Source organism: Pseudonocardia ammonioxydans (assembly GCF_900115005.1).
GTDB lineage: Bacteria > Actinomycetota > Actinomycetes > Mycobacteriales > Pseudonocardiaceae > Pseudonocardia > Pseudonocardia ammonioxydans.
Genome location: NZ_FOUY01000001.1, coordinates 112356 through 129368, shown reverse-complemented (window position 1 = coordinate 129368; position 17013 = coordinate 112356). Strand labels below are relative to the sequence as shown.

Genomic DNA, 17013 nt, shown 5'->3' with positions numbered 1-17013 from the left:
GAGGACACGGCGTCACCGGTCGCACGGTCGGGGGAGTGCGGCGGTGCACCGGTGGCGCCCGGTCCGGCCGCCCGTACGGTGGGGAGCGATGTTGGCCATCACCGAGAACGCCGCCGAGGCGATCAAGAACCTGAGCACCGACGCCGAGCTGCCCGACGAGGGCGGCCTGCGCATCACCGCGCCGGACCCGCAGGAGGGTCTGGAGCTGGCACTGGCGCAGTCGGCCGACGAGCAGGACACCGTGCTCCGCGGCGAGGGCATCGCCGTCTTCCTGGAGCCGGGTGCCGCCCAGCTCCTCGACGACAAGGTCCTCGACGTGCAGCCGGTCGAGACCGACGGCGGTGAGCAGGAGCTGCGCTTCGCCATCGTCGCCCAGCCCGACGAGAGCACCGAGGCCGCTCCCGAGCAGGCCTGACACCGACCCCCGGATCGTCACGGCCCTCCTGGTCCCGCGCGGGGCCGGAGGGCCGTTCCCGTATCCGCCGGTGTTCGGCCCGCTCGGTGTTCGACCCGCTCGGTGTTCGACCTGCTCAGTGCTCGACGACGGTCCCTTCCCGGACCTCCCAGCGGCGCCCGGCGCGCACGGTGTCGAGCATCCGCCGGTCGTGGGTGACCAGCAGGACCGTCCCACCGAACGCGTCGACGGCCTGCTCGAGCTGCTCGATCGCGGGCAGGTCGAGGTGGTTGGTCGGCTCGTCGAGGACCAGCAGGTTCACCCCGCGGGCCTGCAGCAGCGCGAGACCGGCCCGGGTCCGCTCGCCCGGCGACAGCGACGATGCCGTGCGCAGCACCTGGTCGGCGCCGAGCGCGAACTTCGCCAGCAGCGTCCGGACCTCCGACTCCGGCCAGTCCGGGACCTGCTCGCCGAACGCCCGCAGCAGGGTCTGCCCGCCGAGGAACGCCCCGCGGGCCTGGTCGATCTCCCCGACCACGACACCCGACCCGGGGCCCGCGCTGCCGGCGTCCGGGGTCACCCGGCCGAGCAGCAGGCCCAGCAGCGTGGACTTGCCCGCCCCGTTCGCGCCGGTCACGACCACCCGGTCCGCCCACTCCACCTGCACCGTCACCGGGCCGAGCACGAAGTCCCCGCGCCGCACCACGGCACCGTCGGCCCGGGCGGCCACGGCCCCGGAGCGGGGCGCGGCGGCGATCGTCATCCGCAGCTCCCACTCCTTGCGGGGCTCCTCGACGACGTCGAGCCGTTCGATCGCCCGCTCGGTCTGGCGGGCCTTCGCGGCCTGCTTCTCGCTGGACTCGGCGCGCAGCGCCTTCACGTTCTTGTCCGGGTCCTTGGACTTGCGGCGCGCGTTGCGCACGCCCTGCGCCATCCAGTTCCGCTGCATGACCGCCCGCTGCCGCAGCGCGGTGAGCTTGTCGGCGTACTCCTCGTAGTCCGCCCGGGCGTGCCGGCGGGCGATCTCGCGCTCGGCCAGGTAGGAGTCGTAGCCGCCGTCGTAGACGCCGATCGCCTGCTGCGCGAGGTCCAGCTCGACGATCCGGTTCACGGTGCGGGACAGGAACTCCCGATCGTGGCTGACCAGCACGGTCGGCGTGCCCTGCCGGGCGAGGCCGGTCACGAACCGTTCCAGGCGCTCCAGCCCGTCCAGGTCGAGGTCGTTGGTGGGCTCGTCGAGCAGCAGCAGGTCGTAGCGGGACAGCAGCAGCGCGGCCAGGTTCGCCCGCGCGGCCTGCCCGCCGGACAGGCCGGTCATCGGGGCCTGCGGACCGGCGGCCAGTCCGACCTCGCGCAGGACCTCGCCCCGGCGCTCGTCGAGGTCGGCCCCGCCGAGTGCGAGCCAGCGGTCCAGTGCGGTCGCGTACCGCTCATCGGCACCGTCCGCGCCGGTCGCGAGGTCCTCGGCCGCCGCATCCATCGTGGCCTGCGCGGCGGCGACGCCGGTGCGCCGGGCGAGGAACGCGGCGACGGTCTCCCCGTCGCGGCGGTCCGGCTCCTGCGGGAGGTGCCCGATCGTGGCGTCCGGCGGGGCCAGGGCCGTCCGCCCGGCGTCGGGGGCCCGGGCCCCGGCGAGGATCGACAGCAGGGTGGACTTGCCCGCGCCGTTGGCGCCGACCAGGCCGATCACGTCGCCGGGGGCGACGACGAGATCCAGCCCGGAGAACAGGGGGCGGTCGCCGTGGCCCGCGGCCAGGCCCGTCACGTGCAGGGTCGCGCTCATCTCGAGCGCAACGCTACCCGGGCAGCGTGGCGCCGAAGAGCCGGTCCAGGGCATCCCAGTGCCGCCGCTCGGCGTCCTCGTCGTGCGCCGGGTTGTCGGCGACGGCGAAGCCGTGCGCGGCCGGGTAGGTCTCGAGCGTGTAGCTGACCCCGGCCCCGGACAGGGCCGCGTCGAGCCGCTGCTTCTGCTCGTCGGGGAAGGAGCGGTCGTCGGTGGCGCCGGCGACGTACACGGTGGCCCGGATCCGGCCGGCCAGGCGGTGCACGCTCGCCCGGTCCTCGGTCGCGAGGTTCCCGCCGTGGAACGAGGCGGCCGCGGCCACCCACTCGGGCAGCGTGGCGGCCGTGCGCAGCGACAGCACCCCGCCCATGCAGTACCCGGTGACGCCGATCCGGTTGCCGGCCACCTCGGGGCGGTCGACCAGTGCGCTCACCCAGGCCGCGGCGTCGGCGGCGACCAGGTCGGGGGTCAGCGAGCCGATCATCCCCATCAACCGCTCGCGCTCGGCGTCGTCGCCGAAGGCCGTGCGCATGTCGAACGGGGCCCACGTGCCGTGCCGGTGGTAGACGTCCGGCAGCAGCACGGCGTAGCCCAGCGACGCGAGGTGGGCGGCCATGTCGTGCATGGTCGGCCGGACCCCGCCCGCGTCGACGTAGAGGAGCACCCCGGGCCACGGGCCCGCGCCGTCCGGCGTGTGCAGGGTGGCGGGGGCGTCGCCGCCCGGGGTGGTGATCGTCAGTTCGGTTCGTGGCACGGCGTCCGTTCTACCCCGGGGATCAGCTCCGGTGCAGCGTGTCGTCGTCGAGCCGGCGGGACCGGGTCTCGCCGTAGGTGGCCACGGCGATCACCGTCAGCAGCGAGCTCGCCGCGATGTAGACGGCGATCGCGTAACCGCTGCCGGTGGCGGTCAGCAGTGCCACCGCGATCACCGGTGCGAGGCCGCCGGCGAACACCGAGGCGAGCTGGTAGCCGATCGAGACGCCGGAGTAGCGCACCTTCGTGCCGAACAGTTCGGACAGGAACGCCGCCTGCGGGCCGTACATCGCGCCGTGCAGCACCAGCCCGACCGTCACCGCGACCGCGGCGAGCGCGAAGTTGGAGGTGTCGACCAGGAAGAAGAACGCGAACGCCCAGACGCCGACGCCGACCGCCCCGAACAGGTAGACGGGCCTGCGGCCGACCCGGTCGGAGACCGCGCCCCACATCGGGGTGGTCACCAGGTGCACGACGGCGCCGATCAGCACCGCCCCCAGCACGAACGACGCCGGCAGCCCCAGCTGCCGGGTCACGTACGTCGAGATGACGATGGTGAAGATGTAGTACGAGACGTTCTCGGCGAACCGCGCGCCCATCGCCGTCAGCACCTCGCGCGGGTACTGCTTGACGACGTCGACGATCGGCATCGTCTCCTTCTCGCCGGCCGCGACCCGGGCGGCCGCCTTCGCCTGGGCGTCACGGAACACCGGGGACTCCTCGACGGCGAGCCGCACGTAGAGCCCGATCAGCACCAGCACCGCGGACAGCAGGAACGGGATCCGCCAGCCCCAGGCCTGGAACGCCTCCTCGGTCTGCACCAGCGCCATCACCGCGAGCAGGCCGTTGGCCAGCAGCTGGCCCGCGGGGGCGCCGGCCTGCGGCCAGCTCGCCCAGAAGCCGCGGTGCTCGGGCCTGCCGTGCTCCGAGACGATGAGCACCGCCCCGCCCCACTCGCCGCCGAGCGCGAAGCCCTGGACGAGGCGCAGCAGCACCAGCAGCGCGGGCGCGGCGACGCCGATCGTGGCGTAGGCGGGCAGCAGGCCGATCGCGAACGTCGACAGACCCATCATGAGCAGCGAGATGACCAGCAGCTTCTTGCGGCCGATCTTGTCGCCGTAGTGGCCGAACACCAGGCCGCCCACCGGCCGGGCGATGAACCCGACGGCGAAGGTGCCCAGCGAGAGCAGCAGGCCGGTGGCGCCGTCGGACTCGGGGAAGAACACCTGCGGGAAGACGAGCGCCGCGGCGACGCCGTAGAGGAAGTAGTCGTACCACTCGACCGTCGTGCCCAGCATGCTCGCCGCGACGACCCGCCCGATCGGTGTGTGTGGCCGCGCGGACGTGCTCGGCGTCCCGGACCCTCCTGGACCCGGTGCGGTGGCACCGGCGTGCGTGTCGGACACGGTCTCTCCCCATCGTGAGACTGGCTGTCGGAGGCGCCACGCTACGTCGGGAATGCGCCGATCTCACCGGTCCGGGACCACATCGGTCACCCGATCAGGACGTGTCCGGACCACACCGGGCGTCGGCACGGGCCACACTGGGCGCATGGCTGCCGCCGAGGAGTACCTCCCGCTTCCCGACGACGTTGACCAGGTCCTGGTCGTCGTCGCCCACCCGGACGACATGGAGTACGGCGGCGCCGGCGCCGTCGCGCGCTGGACCTCGCGCGGTGCCCGCGTCACCTACCTGCTGGTGACCCGTGGCGAGGCGGGCATCGACACCCTGCCGCCCGACGAGTGCGCCCGGGTCCGGGAGGCCGAGCAGCGCGCCGCGTGCGCGGCGGTCGGGGTCTCGGAGTGCGAGTTCCTCGACCACCCCGACGGGCTCGTCGAGTACTCGGTGGCGTTGCGGCGCGACATCGCGGCCGCCCTCCGGCGGCACCGGCCGCAGCTGGTCGTCACCGGCAACCACCGGGAGTCCTGGGACGCCGACGGCCTCTACCTCAACCAGGCCGACCACATCGCCGTGGGCCGGGCGGTGATCGACGCCGTGCGCGACGCCGCGAACCGGTGGATCTTCCCCGGGGCCGGTGGCGAGCGGTGGGACGGCGTGCAGGGGGTCGCACTGGCCGGTTCCCCGCGGGCCCGGCACGCGGTCGACATCTCCGGGCACCTCGACGCGGCGGTCGCGTCGCTGCAGGCCCACGAGCGTTATCTCGCGGCGCTGTCCGGGCCGATGGCCGACGCGGAGGCGTTCGTCCGCCGGGCCGCGGAGCAGGCCGCCGAGCGGCTGCCCGGGGCGACGGCGGCGGCCCGGTTCGAGCTGCTGCATCCGTGAACGGGAGGGAGGGCCCGGCCACTCCCGCCCGCCTGCGGGCCGACGGGCTCCTAGGGTTGAGTACGTGAACGGCTCCACCGCCCAGGCTCGTGTCCTCGTGGACGAGCTGGTCCGCGCCGGCGTCACCGACGCGGTCCTCTGCCCGGGCTCGCGCAACGCGCCGCCCGCGCTGGCGCTGGCCCGGGCGGAGGCGCTCGGTCTGGTCCGGCTGCACGTGCGGATCGACGAGCGCTCGGCAGGCTTCCTCGCGCTGGGCCTGTCGCTGGCGTCCGGGCGCCCGGTGCCGGTGGTCGTCACGTCCGGGACGGCGGTGGCCAACCTGCACCCGGCCGTGCTCGAGGCCGCGCACGCCGGGGTGCCGCTGCTCGCGCTGACCGCCGACCGCCCGCCCGAGCTGGTCGGGAGCGGCGCCAGCCAGACGATCGCGCAGACCGGCCTGTTCGGGTCGACCGTGCGCTGGTCCGGCTCGCTCGCCGTGCCCAGCGCGGTGGACGACATCGAGGTCCGGCGCTGGCGGGCCGGGGTCGCGCGGGCGCTCGCCGCCGCGAACGGGACCGGCTCCGCCGCCCCGGGCCCGGTGCACCTGGACCTGCCCTACGCCGAGCCGCTCGTCCCGGACGCGGCCGACGCCGCCCTCGGCGGGAAGGACCTGCTCGGCCCGGACGTGCCGCCGGGCCGGACGGACGGTGCGGCCTGGACCGCGGTGCCCCGCCCGGACCGCAGGCTGCCGCCGCTGCCGCTGGACCCGGCGGCCCGCACCCTGGCGATCGCGGGGTCCGGCGGGCCCGCCGCCGAGGCCGGCCTGCTCGGCGGTGCCCCGCTGGTCGCCGAGCCGTCGTCGGCGTGGTGGCCGCACGGGATGCGCAGCGGTGCCTGGCTGCTCGACCGGCCGGAGCTGCGGCCGTCGCAGGTCGTGGTGCTGGGCAGGCCGACGCTGCACCGCCCGGTGTCGGCGCTGCTGGCCGATCCGGGCGTCGAGGTCTACGCCGACCCGGGCCCGCACGGTGCCCCGTGGACCGACGTCCCGGGCACCGTCCGCGCGGTCGGCGCGCTGCCCGCGCTCGACCCGCCCGACGACTGGATCTGGGCCTGGAGTGCGGCCGACCGCGCGGCGTCGAAGGCCCTCGACACCGCCCTCGACGACGGCACCGCCGACGGTGCGCCGGGCCTGCGCCTGGCCCGGGACCTGGTCGGCGCCCAGCCCGACGGCGGGCAGCTCGTCCTCGGCTCGTCGAACCCGGTGCGCGACGTGGCGCTCGCCGCCGCGCCCCGTGACGGCCTCGTGCTCCGCTCCAACCGCGGGGTGGCCGGCATCGACGGGACCGTGTCCACGGCCGTCGGCGCCGCGCTGGCCCACGACGGCCCGACGACGGTGCTGCTCGGCGACCTCACGCTGCTGCACGACACGACGGGCCTGGTCATCGGCCCGTCCGAGCCGGAGCCGGACCTGACGATCGTGGTGCTCGACGACGACGGCGGCGGCATCTTCCACCTGCTCGAACAGGGCGGCCCCGAGCACGCACACGCCTTCGAGCGCGTCTTCGGGACACCCACCGGGGTCGATCTGGTCGGCCTCGCCCGGGCGGCCGGGTGGCAGGCCGGGGACTGGGGCGGCGACCCGGCCGAGCTCGCGGCCCGCAGGGGCTCGGGGCGGCGCCTGGTGCGCGTCCGCGCGGCCCGCTCCGGCCTGCGCGACGCGCACGCCGCCCTGCGCCGCACGGTCACCACCGCCCTGGCCTGACCGCGGCCGGCCGGGGACCGCGACCGGCCGGGGACTGCGACCGGCCAGGGACCGGGACCGGCCGGTCACTGTGACCGGCCGGGAGCCCGGCCGCGGGGCGGGCGCCGGCCGGAGGTGGGGTCAGCCCGCGAGGGCGTCGCGGACGGCGCGCATCTTGGCGGCGGCCTCGCGCACCTCGGCGTCCGGGTCGGAGTCGGCGACGATCCCGCACCCGGCGAACAATCGCGCGGTCCGCCCGTCCAGCTCGGCGCAGCGCAGCGCGATGCCCACCTCGCCGCCGCCGTCGGCGTCGACGTAACCGACGGGGCCGGCGTAGCGGCCCCGGTCGAGGCCCTCGATCTGCCGGATCAGCGCGGTCGCGTCCGGGGTCGGTGTCCCGCCGACGGCCGCGGTCGGGTGCACGGCCTCCAGCAGGGTCAGCAACGAGACCGGCCGCTCCGGGTCGAGCCGGGCGCGGACGTCGCTGGCCAGGTGCGACACGTTCGGCAGGGTCAGCACCGAGGGCGTCTCGGGGACCTGCAGGTCGGCGACCAGCGGACGCAGCGAGCAGGCGAGCGAGTCGACGGCGTAGGCGTGCTCGCGCAGGTCCTTCGCGGACCCGGCGAGCGCGGCACCGACGTCGGTGTCGCCGGAGGGCCACATCGTCCCGGCGAGCACCCGGGACTCCACGGTCCGGCCGTCGAGCCGCAGCAGCAGCTCCGGGGTCGCCCCGACCAGGCCGTCGACGGCGAAGCTCCAGCAGGTCGGGTAGCGCTGCGCCAGCCCGTGCAGCAGGAACCGGGGGTCGAGGTCGGTGTCGGCGTGTGCGAGCAGGTCGTGGGCGAGCACCACCTTCTCCAGCTCGCCGGCGCGCATCCGGCGCACGGCCTCGGCGACCGCACCGCGGTAGCGGTGGGCGGCGACCTCGCCGTCGGCGTAGCGCAGCCGGCCGCCTGCCCGGACCGGCGACGGCACCGGCAGTGCGGCCCCCGGCGCCGGCTCGCCGGCTGGGGTGATCTCGGTGAGCCAGGCGCGGTCACCCCGCCGTCCGACGACCACGCGCGGCACCACGAGCACCGAGCCGGCCGAGCCGCCGTCGAAGGTGAACGAGGCGAACGCGACGGCACCGGTACCGGGCAACCCGACCTCGTCGCGGTAGGAACCGGCGTCGAGCCCGTCCACCAGGGAACGCCACCAGCGGTCCGCCTCGGCGAACCGCTCCGGGCCCGCGCCGGCGAACCGCGCGGCCTCGCCCCAGCCGACCAGGCCCTCGTCGCCACGCACCCAGGACAGCTCGCCGGAGTCGCCGGGCAGCACGTCCAGCAGCGGCCCGTCGAGCCGCAGCTCACGGGTGCGGACGCGCAGCGCGGTGGTGGCCGGTGCGACAGTCACACCCCGAGAGTAGGCAACCCGATGCGGTCACGCGGTGCGTGCCCGACGAGGTACCGGACACACCCGGGTGGCGGGGACCGGCCGGGAGGCTCCCTAGAATCGCTCGCCGTGACCAGTCCGACCGGCGACGTGCTGACCGAGACCCGGGCCCTGGCGAGTCGTCTGCTGGGGCGGGTCCGCTACCGCGTCCCGGAGTTCGTCGCGGGCATCGGGTGCACGCTCGTCGTGCTCGCCCTGATCGCGCTCGGCGGCGCGTTCCTCGACGACTTCCGGATCGAGGCCAACCGCGCCACCACCGCGGCCACCGTGCTCGAGGGCTCGGACTACTGGCGCTCGGTCGTGCGGTTCGTCGACGACGAGGGCCGCCTGCAGACCCCGGCGTCGGGGATCCACTACCCGGTCGGCCTGACCCCGGGCGAGAACATCTACGTCGAGTACGACACCACCGAGCCGACCCGGGTCCGGGTGGCGGGCCGGACCGCGGTGGACGGGATCCTGCCCATCGCCGGGGGGATCGCGGTGGTCGGCGTGGTGTTCGGCCCGGCCTACGTGGCCCTGCGCCGGCGGCGCGACCGGAAGGTCGGCCGGACCGCGGCCAGGGGGTGACCCGGGGTCAGTCCGCCCACAGCGCGCACACGTCCGCGGCCACCTGGGGTGCGACGACGAGCATCCCGTCGGCGGGCATCGGCCCGGCCCGGCCGTCGCGGTCCAGGACCAGCGCACCGGCCTCGGTGGCCAGGCAGAGCGCGCCCGCGACGTCCCACTCGTGGTAGCGGGTCAGCACGGCCGCGACGGCGTTCCCCAGCGCCACCTGGGTGATCGCCAGCGCCGCGGAGCCGAGCACCCGGACCCCCGCGTGCGCGGCCCGGCAGCGGGCGAGGAAGCCGGCGTCCGGGTCCTCGGCGCACACCAGCGCGCCGGCCAGCCGCGACACCGGTGACGGCGGGACCGCGACCCCGTTGGCCCGGAACCCGCGCCCGCGGGCCGCGGCGTAGATCTGCCCGCGCCCCGGGTCGGCGACGACGCCGACGGCCGGCCCGTCGCCGTCGACCAGGGCCAGGCTGTACGCACACCACGGCAGCCCGGCGACGAAGTTGGCCGTGCCGTCCACCGGGTCCACGACCCACCGCATCGGCGCCTCGGCCGCGCCCCGGTCCGCCCCGTACTCCTCGCCGACGACTGGGAAGCCGGGGAACTCGCTGCCCAGCACCCGGCGGGTGTGCCGCTCCAGCGTCCGGTCGGTGTCGGTCACCCAGTCGAACGGGTTCGCCTTCACCGCGTGCCCGGACCGGTCGCCGGGCTCGCCGCCGAGCGTCGCCGCGATCACCTCGGCGGCGTCGTTGGCCAGCCTGCCCGCCGTCTCCAGGGCGCGGGAGAGCAGCGCCGGGTCGACCGGGTGCGCGGATCGGGCGGTGTGCGGGACGGCCGTCATGCGGACCGAGTGTCCGGGCGGGGGATGACCCGGCCGCGACCGTGAGGTGACCGTGCCGTGCCGGGCACGCCAACTCACGCGGTGTCATGTGCCCGCCCGGCTCCGCCCACGCGGTGTCGATGTGCCCGCCCGGCTCCGCCCACCCGGTGTCATGTGCCTGCCCCGGCTCCGCCCACGCAGTGTCGATGTGCCCGCCCAGGCTCCGCCCACCGGATGTTCCCCGAGGGTTGGGCGGCTGCTCACGCCGTGGTCGGGGCCCCGCGTCCCGCCACCGGCACTGTCGCACCGTGCGCGTCGCAATCGTCTCGGAATGCTTCCTGCCGGTGGTCAACGGCGTGACCAACTCGGTGCTGCGGGTGTGCGAGCACCTGCGCGCCCACGGTCACGACGTGCTCGTGATCGCCCCCGGGACCGGTGAACCCGCCGAGTACGACGGCGTCCCGGTCGTCCGGATCCCGGCCGTCGGGCTGCCGGTGGTCAACTCGATGCCGGTCGGTGTCCCGAGCCGCCGGATCCTCACCGCGCTGCGCGCGTTCCGCCCGGACGTCGTGCACCTGGCGGCCCCGTTCGTCGTGGGCGCGCGGGGGCTGGCGGCGGCCCGGCGGCTGGGCATCCCCACGGTCGCGATCTACCAGACCGACGTCGCCGGGTTCGCCTCGTCCTACGGCCTGGGCCTGACCGCCCGGGCCGCCTGGCGGTGGACCTGCCGGCTGCACTCGATGGCCGACCGCACGCTCGCGCCGTCGAGCTGGGCGACCGGCGCGCTGCGCGAGCGCGGCGTGCCCCGGGTGCACCAGTGGGCCCGCGGTGTCGACACCCGCCGGTTCACCCCGTCCCGGCGCAGCGACGCGCTGCGCGCCCGGCTCGCCCCCGGCGGCGAGCGGCTGATCGGGTTCGTCGGCCGGCTGGCCCCGGAGAAGCAGGTGGAACGCCTCGCCGTGCTCGGCGAGCTGCCCGGGACCCGGCTGGTGGTGGTCGGCGACGGGCCGGCCGCCGGGGAACTGCAGGAGCGGCTGCCCGCGGCGGCGTTCCTCGGCCAGCGCGGCGGTGACGAGCTCGCGGCGATCTACGCGAGCCTCGACGTGTTCGTCCACACCGGACAGGCGGAGACGTTCTGCCAGGCGGTGCAGGAGGCGCTGGCCTCCGGTGTCCCGGTGGTCGCGCCGGACGCGGGCGGCCCGCGCGACCTCGTCCTCGACGGCCGCACCGGCTACCTCGTCGCGCCGCGGCCCGACGGCGGCACCGCCGGGGACCCCGCGACCGACGAGGCCGACCGGGCGCTGCTCGACGCGGTCACCGCGCTCTGCGACCCGGACCGCAACCGGGTGTTCGGTGCCGCCGCCCGGCAGTCGGTGCTGCGCCGCACCTGGACCGCGGTCGGCGACGAGCTGCTCGCCCACTACGCACAGGTGCTCGGCCCGGTCGCCCCGGCCCGGATCGCGGCGGCCTGAACCACGGTCCGCCCGGGCGTGGCCGGCGGTGGGGGGCACGGCTGCGTCCGTAGTCGTGCGGATCCGCCCACCGGCGGGCCCGCCGCAGGCTGTGCGGCATGCACACGCCGATCGTCGTCGCACCGCAGGGCGAGCTCGCCGGGGTCGACACCTCGGCGGCGGTCGCACTGATCCACCGTCTCCTCGACCGCAACCCCGCGGTCCGCTCGGCGGCCAGGGCCGAGGTGCTGGCCGCACCGCACCGGGTGCCGCCGCCGGTGCTCTCCGCCCTGTCCGAGAACCTGCTCGCCGCCGGGGAGCCCGCCGAGGCCGCGGCCTGGTTCTACGCCGCGCAGGTCCGCGCCCGCTTCGACGCGACCCGCTGCACCGACCCGTCGGCGGCCGCGGCGCTGGGCGTGCTGCGCGAGCGTTTCGGCGAGCCGGTGAACCGGTGGGCCTTCGCCGACCCGGCCCGGGTCCGGCGCGCCGGGATCCGCGGTGTCGCCTGGGACCGGACCGCCCCGCACGACTACGACCACCGGTGGATCGCCCTGCACGGCATGGGTGCGTTCACCGGGCCGGGCACCGGCGTCAGCACCCCGGAACACGAGTGGCCGGGCACGGCCGCCCGGGTGCGGGCCGAGTACCTGGCCGGGCTGCGCGAGGTGCTGCGGGAGCACTTCGGCGGCTGAGCCGCCCGCTGCGTAGGCTCGACGGCGTGTCCCGCGCCGAGCTCGACAAGGACCCGCACGACGTCGCCCGCATGTTCGACGGCGTCGCCCGGCGCTACGACCTGACCAACACGGCGATGAGCGGCGGTCAGGACCGCTACTGGCGGTCCCGGACGCGTCGCGCGCTGGACCTGCAGCCGGGCGAGCGGGTGCTGGACCTGGCCGCCGGCACCGCTGTGTCCACCGTCGAGCTCGCCCGGGACGGCGCCTGGTGCGTCGCCGCCGACTTCTCGCTGGGCATGCTGCGGGCCGGGGGCCACCGCGACGTCCCCAAGGTCGCCGCCGACGCGCTGCACCTGCCGTTCGCCGACGACTCCTTCGACGCCGTCACGATCTCCTTCGGGCTGCGCAACGTGCGCGACACCGTGGCCGGGCTGCGCGAGATGGCCCGGGTCACCCGCCCCGGGGGCCGGCTGGTCGTCTGCGAGTTCTCGACGCCGACCTGGGCGCCGTTCCGGGCGCTCTACCAGGGCGTCGTGCTCGGGCACGTGCTGCCCGCGGTCGCTCGCACCGTGTCCTCGAGCCCCGAGGCGTACCTGTACCTCACCGAGTCGATCCGCGACTGGCCGGACCAGCCCGCCCTCGCGCGCACGATCGCCGACGCGGGATGGGAGCGGGTCGCGTGGCAGAACCTGACGGTCGGTGCCGTCGCCCTGCACCGGGCCCGCAAGCCCGCCTGACCGTCCTTCTCCACAGCGCCCGCCCGTCCCCTTCGGACCGGCGGGCGTCGTGCTGTGCCGCAACGGTTCCGCCGATCCGGCACGGGTGGGTCGCCCGCACGCCACCGGACGTCCTACACTCCCTCGTGACGTTCGTGAAGTTTTTCACAAGCGTTGTGATCGACACACCGAGCGGAGGGGCCCGACCAGCATCGATATGGATCACAGGTGATCTGTGTCCCGTATCAGGTAAGGCTCGCCTGGGTTCTTCGTCACACGGTGGCGGACATAGGGTCCAGCCGACCGGCTTGTCGATCACCACCAACGGCGGTGGCCGCACGACTACGAAGGTGTACGGATGCTCGATGCCTATCTCCCGCTAGTCCTGCTGTTCGTGTTGGCGGCAGGCTTCGCGGTGTTCTCGGTCGCCGCCGCACCGCTGATCGGTCCGCGCCGGTTCAACCGGGCGAAGCTGGACTCCTACGAGTGCGGCATCGAGCCGTCGCCGCAACCGGTCGTCGGCGGCGGTCGCATCCCGGTCGCCTACTACCTCACGGCGATGTTGTTCATCCTGTTCGACATCGAGCTGGTGTTCATGTACCCGTACGCCGTCATCGCGGATTCCGTCGGTGTGTTCGGGTTCGTGGCCATCACGCTCTACATCGCCACGATCGCTTTCGCGTACGCCTACGAGTGGCGGCGCGGCGGGCTCGAGTGGAGCTGAGATGGGACTCGAGGAGAACCTGCCCAGCGGTGTCCTGCTGACCAGCGTCGAGAAGCTGGTCAACTGGACCCGGAAGTCGTCGCTCTGGCCTGCCACGTTCGGCCTGGCCTGCTGCGCCATCGAGATGATGACCACCGGTGCACCGCGCTACGACCTCGCCCGGTTCGGGATGGAGGTCTTCCGCGCCTCACCGCGCCAGGCCGACCTGATGATCGTCGCGGGCCGGGTGAGCAATAAGATGGCGCCGGTCCTGCGCCAGATCTACGACCAGATGCCCGAGCCCCGCTGGGTGCTGGCGATGGGCGTGTGCGCCAGCTCGGGCGGCATGTTCAACAACTACGCGATCGTCCAGGGCGTCGACCACGTCGTGCCGGTGGACATGTACCTGCCCGGCTGCCCGCCGCGGCCGGAGATGCTCATCGACGCGATCCTCAAGATCCACGCCAAGATCTCCGACGAGCCGCTCGGCCCGAAGCGCGCCGCGGAGCTGGCCGAGTCCGGGCACCGGACACCGATGATCCCGTCCTCGGTGAAGTTCGCGCCGAAGCACAAGCGCCTCGACGCGCTGAAGAACACGCCCACCGTGGACGTCCCGAACTACCTCGAGCCGGGCGCGCAACCCAAGCCCGCCATGAACCAGCTGGTGGCCGGGGAACGACCGGACCTGCCCTCGCTGGCCGACGCCGCGCGTGGAGGTGAGCAGAAGTGACCGGACCGAACAGCGACACCGGGGCCCCGAAGGCCACCGGAACCTCGAAGGATGACCGCGAGCCCACCGGTGGCGAGCACTCGTCGGCCGAGCAGAGCGGTGCCGCGCTGGAGCAGCACCGGGCCGGCGGCGGGGGTGACGCGCTGGCCGGTGTCCGCCCCGCGGCACGCATCGGCGGGACGCGGACCCGGGCCGGGATGTTCGGCGTCCGCGGCACCGGCGACACCTCCGGCTACGGCGGGCTGCGCCTGCCCGGGCACGCCCCGGCCCCGGCCGAGCGGCCCTTCGGCGGCTGGTTCGACGAGTTCGCCGACGAGCTGGGGGCTGCGCTGGACGAGCGGGGCATCCCGCGGGACGCGATCGAGCAGGTCACGATCGACCGCGACGAGATGACCCTCTACGTGGAACCGGCGAAGGTGAACGCGGTCGCCCGCACCCTGCGCGACGACCCGGCGCTGCGCTTCGAGTTCTGCTCGACGGTCTCCGGTGTGGACTACTCGGCGCCCGACGGCGCGCCGGTCGACCGCCCGGTGCACGTGGTCTACCACCTGCTGTCCATGACCTACCGCCGGCGTATCCGGCTGGAGGTCGCCCTGGACCTCGAGAACATGCACGTCGACAGCGTCGTCGACGTGTATCCCACCGCGGACTGGCACGAGCGCGAGACCTGGGACATGTACGGCGTCGTGTTCGACGGCCACCCCGCGCTGACCCGGATCCTCATGCCGGACGACTGGGACGGCCACCCCCAGCGCAAGAGCTACCCGCTCGGTGGCATCCCCGTGGAGTACAAGGGCGCGGAGATCCCCCCGCCCGACGAGCGGAGGGCCTACTCGTGACCGACACCACCACGCAGCGGGACCCGTATGCGGCGCCCGGGCGGGAGACCACCGAGGGCACCGTCTACACGGTCACCGGCGGTGACTGGGACACCCTGATGGATGCGGACCACGAGGACCGCATCGTCATCAACATGGGTCCGCAGCACCCGTCCACGCACGGTGTGCTGCGGCTGGTCCTCGAGCTCGAGGGCGAGACCGTCACCCAGGGCCGGGCGGTGATCGGCTACCTGCACACCGGCATCGAGAAGAACTGCGAGTACCGCACCTGGACCCAGGGGGTCACGTTCGTGACCCGCGCGGACTACCTCGCGCCGCTGTTCAACGAGGCCGCGTACTGCATGGCCGTCGAGAAGCTGCTGAACGTCGAGGTGCCGCAGCGCGCCGAGCACATCCGGGTGCTGCTCATGGAGCTCAACCGGATCGGCTCGCACCTGGTCGCGCTGGCCACCGGCGGCATGGAGCTCGGCGCGCTCACCGGCATGACCTCCGGGTTCCGCGAGCGCGAGGAGGTCCTGCACCTGCTGGAGTTCCTGACCGGCCTGCGGATGAACCACGCATTCTTCCGCCCGGGCGGGCTCGCCCAGGACCTGCCCGAGGGCTACCGGGAGCGGGTCACCGAGTTCCTCGACGTCATGGACTCCCGCATGCCGGACTACGACCGGCTGCTCACCGCCCAGCCCATCTGGAAGCAGCGCCTGGCGGGCGTCGGCTACCTGCCGGTCGACGGCTGCCTGGCCCTGGGAGCGTCCGGCCCGATCCTGCGCTCGGCCGGGCTGGCCTGGGACCTGCGCAAGCACATGCCGTACTCGGTCTACGACCAGTACGACTTCGAGGTCCCGACGGCCACCGAGGCCGACTGCTACGCCCGCTACCGGCTGCGCGTGGACGAGATCCACGAGTCGCTCAAGATCATGCGGCAGGCGCTGGCCAAGCTCGACGAGATCGGGCCGGGCCGGGTCATGGTCGACGACCCGAAGGTCGCCTGGCCGGCGCAGCTGTCGATCGGCAGCGACGGCCTGGGCAACACCCTCGAGCACGTCCGCAAGATCATGGGTCAGTCGATGGAGTCGCTGATCCACCACTTCAAGTTGGTGACCGAGGGCTTCGCGGTCCCGCCCGGGCAGGCCTACGCGGCCGTCGAGTCCCCGCGCGGCGAGCTCGGCGCGCACCTGGTCTCCGACGGCGGCACCCGCCCGGTACGCGTCCACCTGCGCGACCCCAGCTTCGTGAACCTGCAGACGATGCCCGCGATGAGCGAGGGCGGCATGGTCGCCGACGTGATCGCGGCCGTCGCGTCCATCGATCCCGTGATGGGAGGTTGCGACCGATGACCCTCCCCGGGGGAAATCCCGAGTCCAACGCGCCGGCGCACGTGACGCCGACCGAGCGCGAGTTCCCGTCCCCGCCCGAGCCGTCGCCGGTCTCCCCGGTGTTCGACGAGCTCACCCGGGCGCGGACCAAGGAGATCATCTCGCTGTACCCGCAGTCCCGCTCGGCGCTGCTCCCGCTGCTGCACCTGGTGCAGTCCGTCGAGGGGTTCGTGAGCCAGGACGGCATCCGGTACTGCGCCGAGGCGCTCGAGCTGAGCACGGCCGAGGTGTCGGCGGTGGCGACCTTCTACACCATGTACAAGCGCAGCCCGTGCGGTGAGCACCTGGTCAGCGTCTGCACCAACACGCTGTGCGCGGCGCTGGGCGGTGACGACATCTACGACCGGCTGCGCACCCACCTCGGCTCCGCGGAGCGCCCGCTCGCCCACGAGGAGACGGCGGGCGAGCCGGGGACCCCGGGCTCGATCACGCTCGAGCACGCCGAGTGCCTGGCGGCGTGCGACCTCGGCCCCGTGCTGCAGGTCAACTACGAGTACTTCGACAACCAGACGGCCGACTCCGCGGTCGAGCTGGTCGACGCGCTGCGCCGCGGCGAGCGTCCGCAGCCGACGCGCGGTGCCCCGCTGACCGACCTGCGCACGGTCGAGCTGGAGCTGGCCGGTTTCGTCGAGGACGACGCCGTGATCGGCGAGACGACCCGCGTCGAGGGCCCGTCGTCGGCGATCGAGTCGGTCCGCGGGGCCCGGCTGGCCGAGGACAACGGCTGGGCCGCCCCGGCGATGCCGGACGAGCCCCCGGCGATGCCCGCGCTACCGGAGAAGAAGTGATCC

Annotated in this window: 17 protein-coding genes; 12 read left to right on the top strand and 5 right to left on the bottom strand. The window is 74.6% G+C overall.

The window, feature by feature from the left end:
• Window positions 1-88 precede the first annotated feature (88 nt).
• Complete coding sequence (locus tag BM093_RS00670) at window positions 89-415, top strand: adhesin (protein WP_093335592.1); 327 nt, start codon at window positions 89-91, stop codon at window positions 413-415.
• Between the two features lie 115 nt (window positions 416-530).
• On the opposite strand, the gene BM093_RS00665 is transcribed toward BM093_RS00670, so the two are convergent.
• Genes BM093_RS00665 through BM093_RS00655 form a run of 3 tightly spaced genes read right to left on the bottom strand, consistent with a single transcriptional unit; the run spans window position 531 to window position 4228 of the window.
• Window positions 531-2177 carry an ABC-F family ATP-binding cassette domain-containing protein gene (locus BM093_RS00665; RefSeq protein ID WP_093335590.1) on the bottom strand — a complete coding sequence of 549 codons (1647 nt, stop codon included), beginning with the start codon at window positions 2175-2177 and terminating at the stop codon, window positions 531-533.
• Window positions 2178-2190: 13 nt separating this feature from the next.
• Window positions 2191-2931 (bottom strand): dienelactone hydrolase family protein, encoded by a 741-nt coding sequence (locus BM093_RS00660; RefSeq protein ID WP_093335588.1) that lies wholly within the window; start codon window positions 2929-2931, stop codon window positions 2191-2193.
• Window positions 2932-2953: 22 nt separating this feature from the next.
• Window positions 2954-4228: an MFS transporter gene (locus tag BM093_RS00655; protein ID WP_245773249.1), complete on the bottom strand. Its 1275-nt coding sequence runs from the start codon at window positions 4226-4228 to the stop codon at window positions 2954-2956.
• A gap of 253 nt (window positions 4229-4481) precedes the next feature.
• Between BM093_RS00655 and BM093_RS00650 the strand changes: the two genes are divergently transcribed.
• Together BM093_RS00650 and menD are read left to right on the top strand one after the other, a co-directional pair.
• Window positions 4482-5213: a PIG-L deacetylase family protein gene (locus BM093_RS00650; protein WP_093335583.1), complete on the top strand. Its 732-nt coding sequence runs from the start codon at window positions 4482-4484 to the stop codon at window positions 5211-5213.
• Between the two features lie 64 nt (window positions 5214-5277).
• On the top strand, window positions 5278-6954 hold the full coding sequence (gene menD / locus BM093_RS00645; protein ID WP_093335580.1) for a 2-succinyl-5-enolpyruvyl-6-hydroxy-3-cyclohexene-1-carboxylic-acid synthase: 1677 nt from the start codon (window positions 5278-5280) through the stop codon (window positions 6952-6954).
• 120 nt (window positions 6955-7074) lie between these two features.
• On the opposite strand, the gene BM093_RS00640 is transcribed toward menD, so the two are convergent.
• Window positions 7075-8325 carry an isochorismate synthase gene (locus tag BM093_RS00640; protein ID WP_245773205.1) on the bottom strand — a complete coding sequence of 417 codons (1251 nt, stop codon included), beginning with the start codon at window positions 8323-8325 and terminating at the stop codon, window positions 7075-7077.
• Window positions 8326-8433: 108 nt separating this feature from the next.
• Here BM093_RS00640 and BM093_RS00635 point away from each other — a divergent pair, with 108 nt between their 5' ends.
• Window positions 8434-8931, top strand: a complete 498-nt coding sequence (locus tag BM093_RS00635; protein ID WP_093335577.1) for a DUF3592 domain-containing protein — start codon at window positions 8434-8436, stop codon at window positions 8929-8931.
• A 7-nt stretch (window positions 8932-8938) separates the two neighbouring features.
• Here the strand turns inward: BM093_RS00635 and BM093_RS00630 are convergent, their stop codons facing one another.
• Window positions 8939-9757: an inositol monophosphatase family protein gene (locus BM093_RS00630; RefSeq protein ID WP_093335574.1), complete on the bottom strand. Its 819-nt coding sequence runs from the start codon at window positions 9755-9757 to the stop codon at window positions 8939-8941.
• A 287-nt stretch (window positions 9758-10044) separates the two neighbouring features.
• Here BM093_RS00630 and BM093_RS00625 point away from each other — a divergent pair, with 287 nt between their 5' ends.
• From BM093_RS00625 to nuoE, 8 genes are all read left to right on the top strand, one after another.
• Window positions 10045-11208 carry a glycosyltransferase family 4 protein gene (locus BM093_RS00625; RefSeq protein WP_093335572.1) on the top strand — a complete coding sequence of 388 codons (1164 nt, stop codon included), beginning with the start codon at window positions 10045-10047 and terminating at the stop codon, window positions 11206-11208.
• A 98-nt stretch (window positions 11209-11306) separates the two neighbouring features.
• Window positions 11307-11879: a hypothetical protein gene (locus tag BM093_RS00620; RefSeq protein ID WP_093335569.1), complete on the top strand. Its 573-nt coding sequence runs from the start codon at window positions 11307-11309 to the stop codon at window positions 11877-11879.
• 26 nt (window positions 11880-11905) lie between these two features.
• On the top strand, window positions 11906-12598 hold the full coding sequence (locus tag BM093_RS00615) for a demethylmenaquinone methyltransferase (protein ID WP_093335566.1): 693 nt from the start codon (window positions 11906-11908) through the stop codon (window positions 12596-12598).
• Window positions 12599-12935: 337 nt separating this feature from the next.
• A complete protein-coding gene (locus BM093_RS00610) occupies window positions 12936-13301 on the top strand; it encodes an NADH-quinone oxidoreductase subunit A (protein ID WP_093335563.1) in 366 nt (121 codons plus the stop codon).
• Between the two features lies 1 nt (window position 13302).
• On the top strand, window positions 13303-14010 hold the full coding sequence (locus BM093_RS36905; RefSeq protein WP_093335560.1) for a NuoB/complex I 20 kDa subunit family protein: 708 nt from the start codon (window positions 13303-13305) through the stop codon (window positions 14008-14010).
• A complete protein-coding gene (locus tag BM093_RS00600; protein ID WP_093335557.1) occupies window positions 14007-14849 on the top strand; it encodes an NADH-quinone oxidoreductase subunit C in 843 nt (280 codons plus the stop codon). The genes BM093_RS36905 and BM093_RS00600 overlap by 4 nt, the downstream gene beginning before the upstream one ends.
• On the top strand, window positions 14846-16183 hold the full coding sequence (locus BM093_RS00595; RefSeq protein ID WP_093335553.1) for an NADH-quinone oxidoreductase subunit D: 1338 nt from the start codon (window positions 14846-14848) through the stop codon (window positions 16181-16183). Before BM093_RS00600 ends, BM093_RS00595 begins: the two co-directional genes overlap by 4 nt.
• Window positions 16180-17010, top strand: a complete 831-nt coding sequence (gene nuoE, locus BM093_RS00590) for an NADH-quinone oxidoreductase subunit NuoE (RefSeq protein ID WP_093335550.1) — start codon at window positions 16180-16182, stop codon at window positions 17008-17010. Before BM093_RS00595 ends, nuoE begins: the two co-directional genes overlap by 4 nt.
• The last annotated feature ends 3 nt before the right edge of the window (window positions 17011-17013 follow it).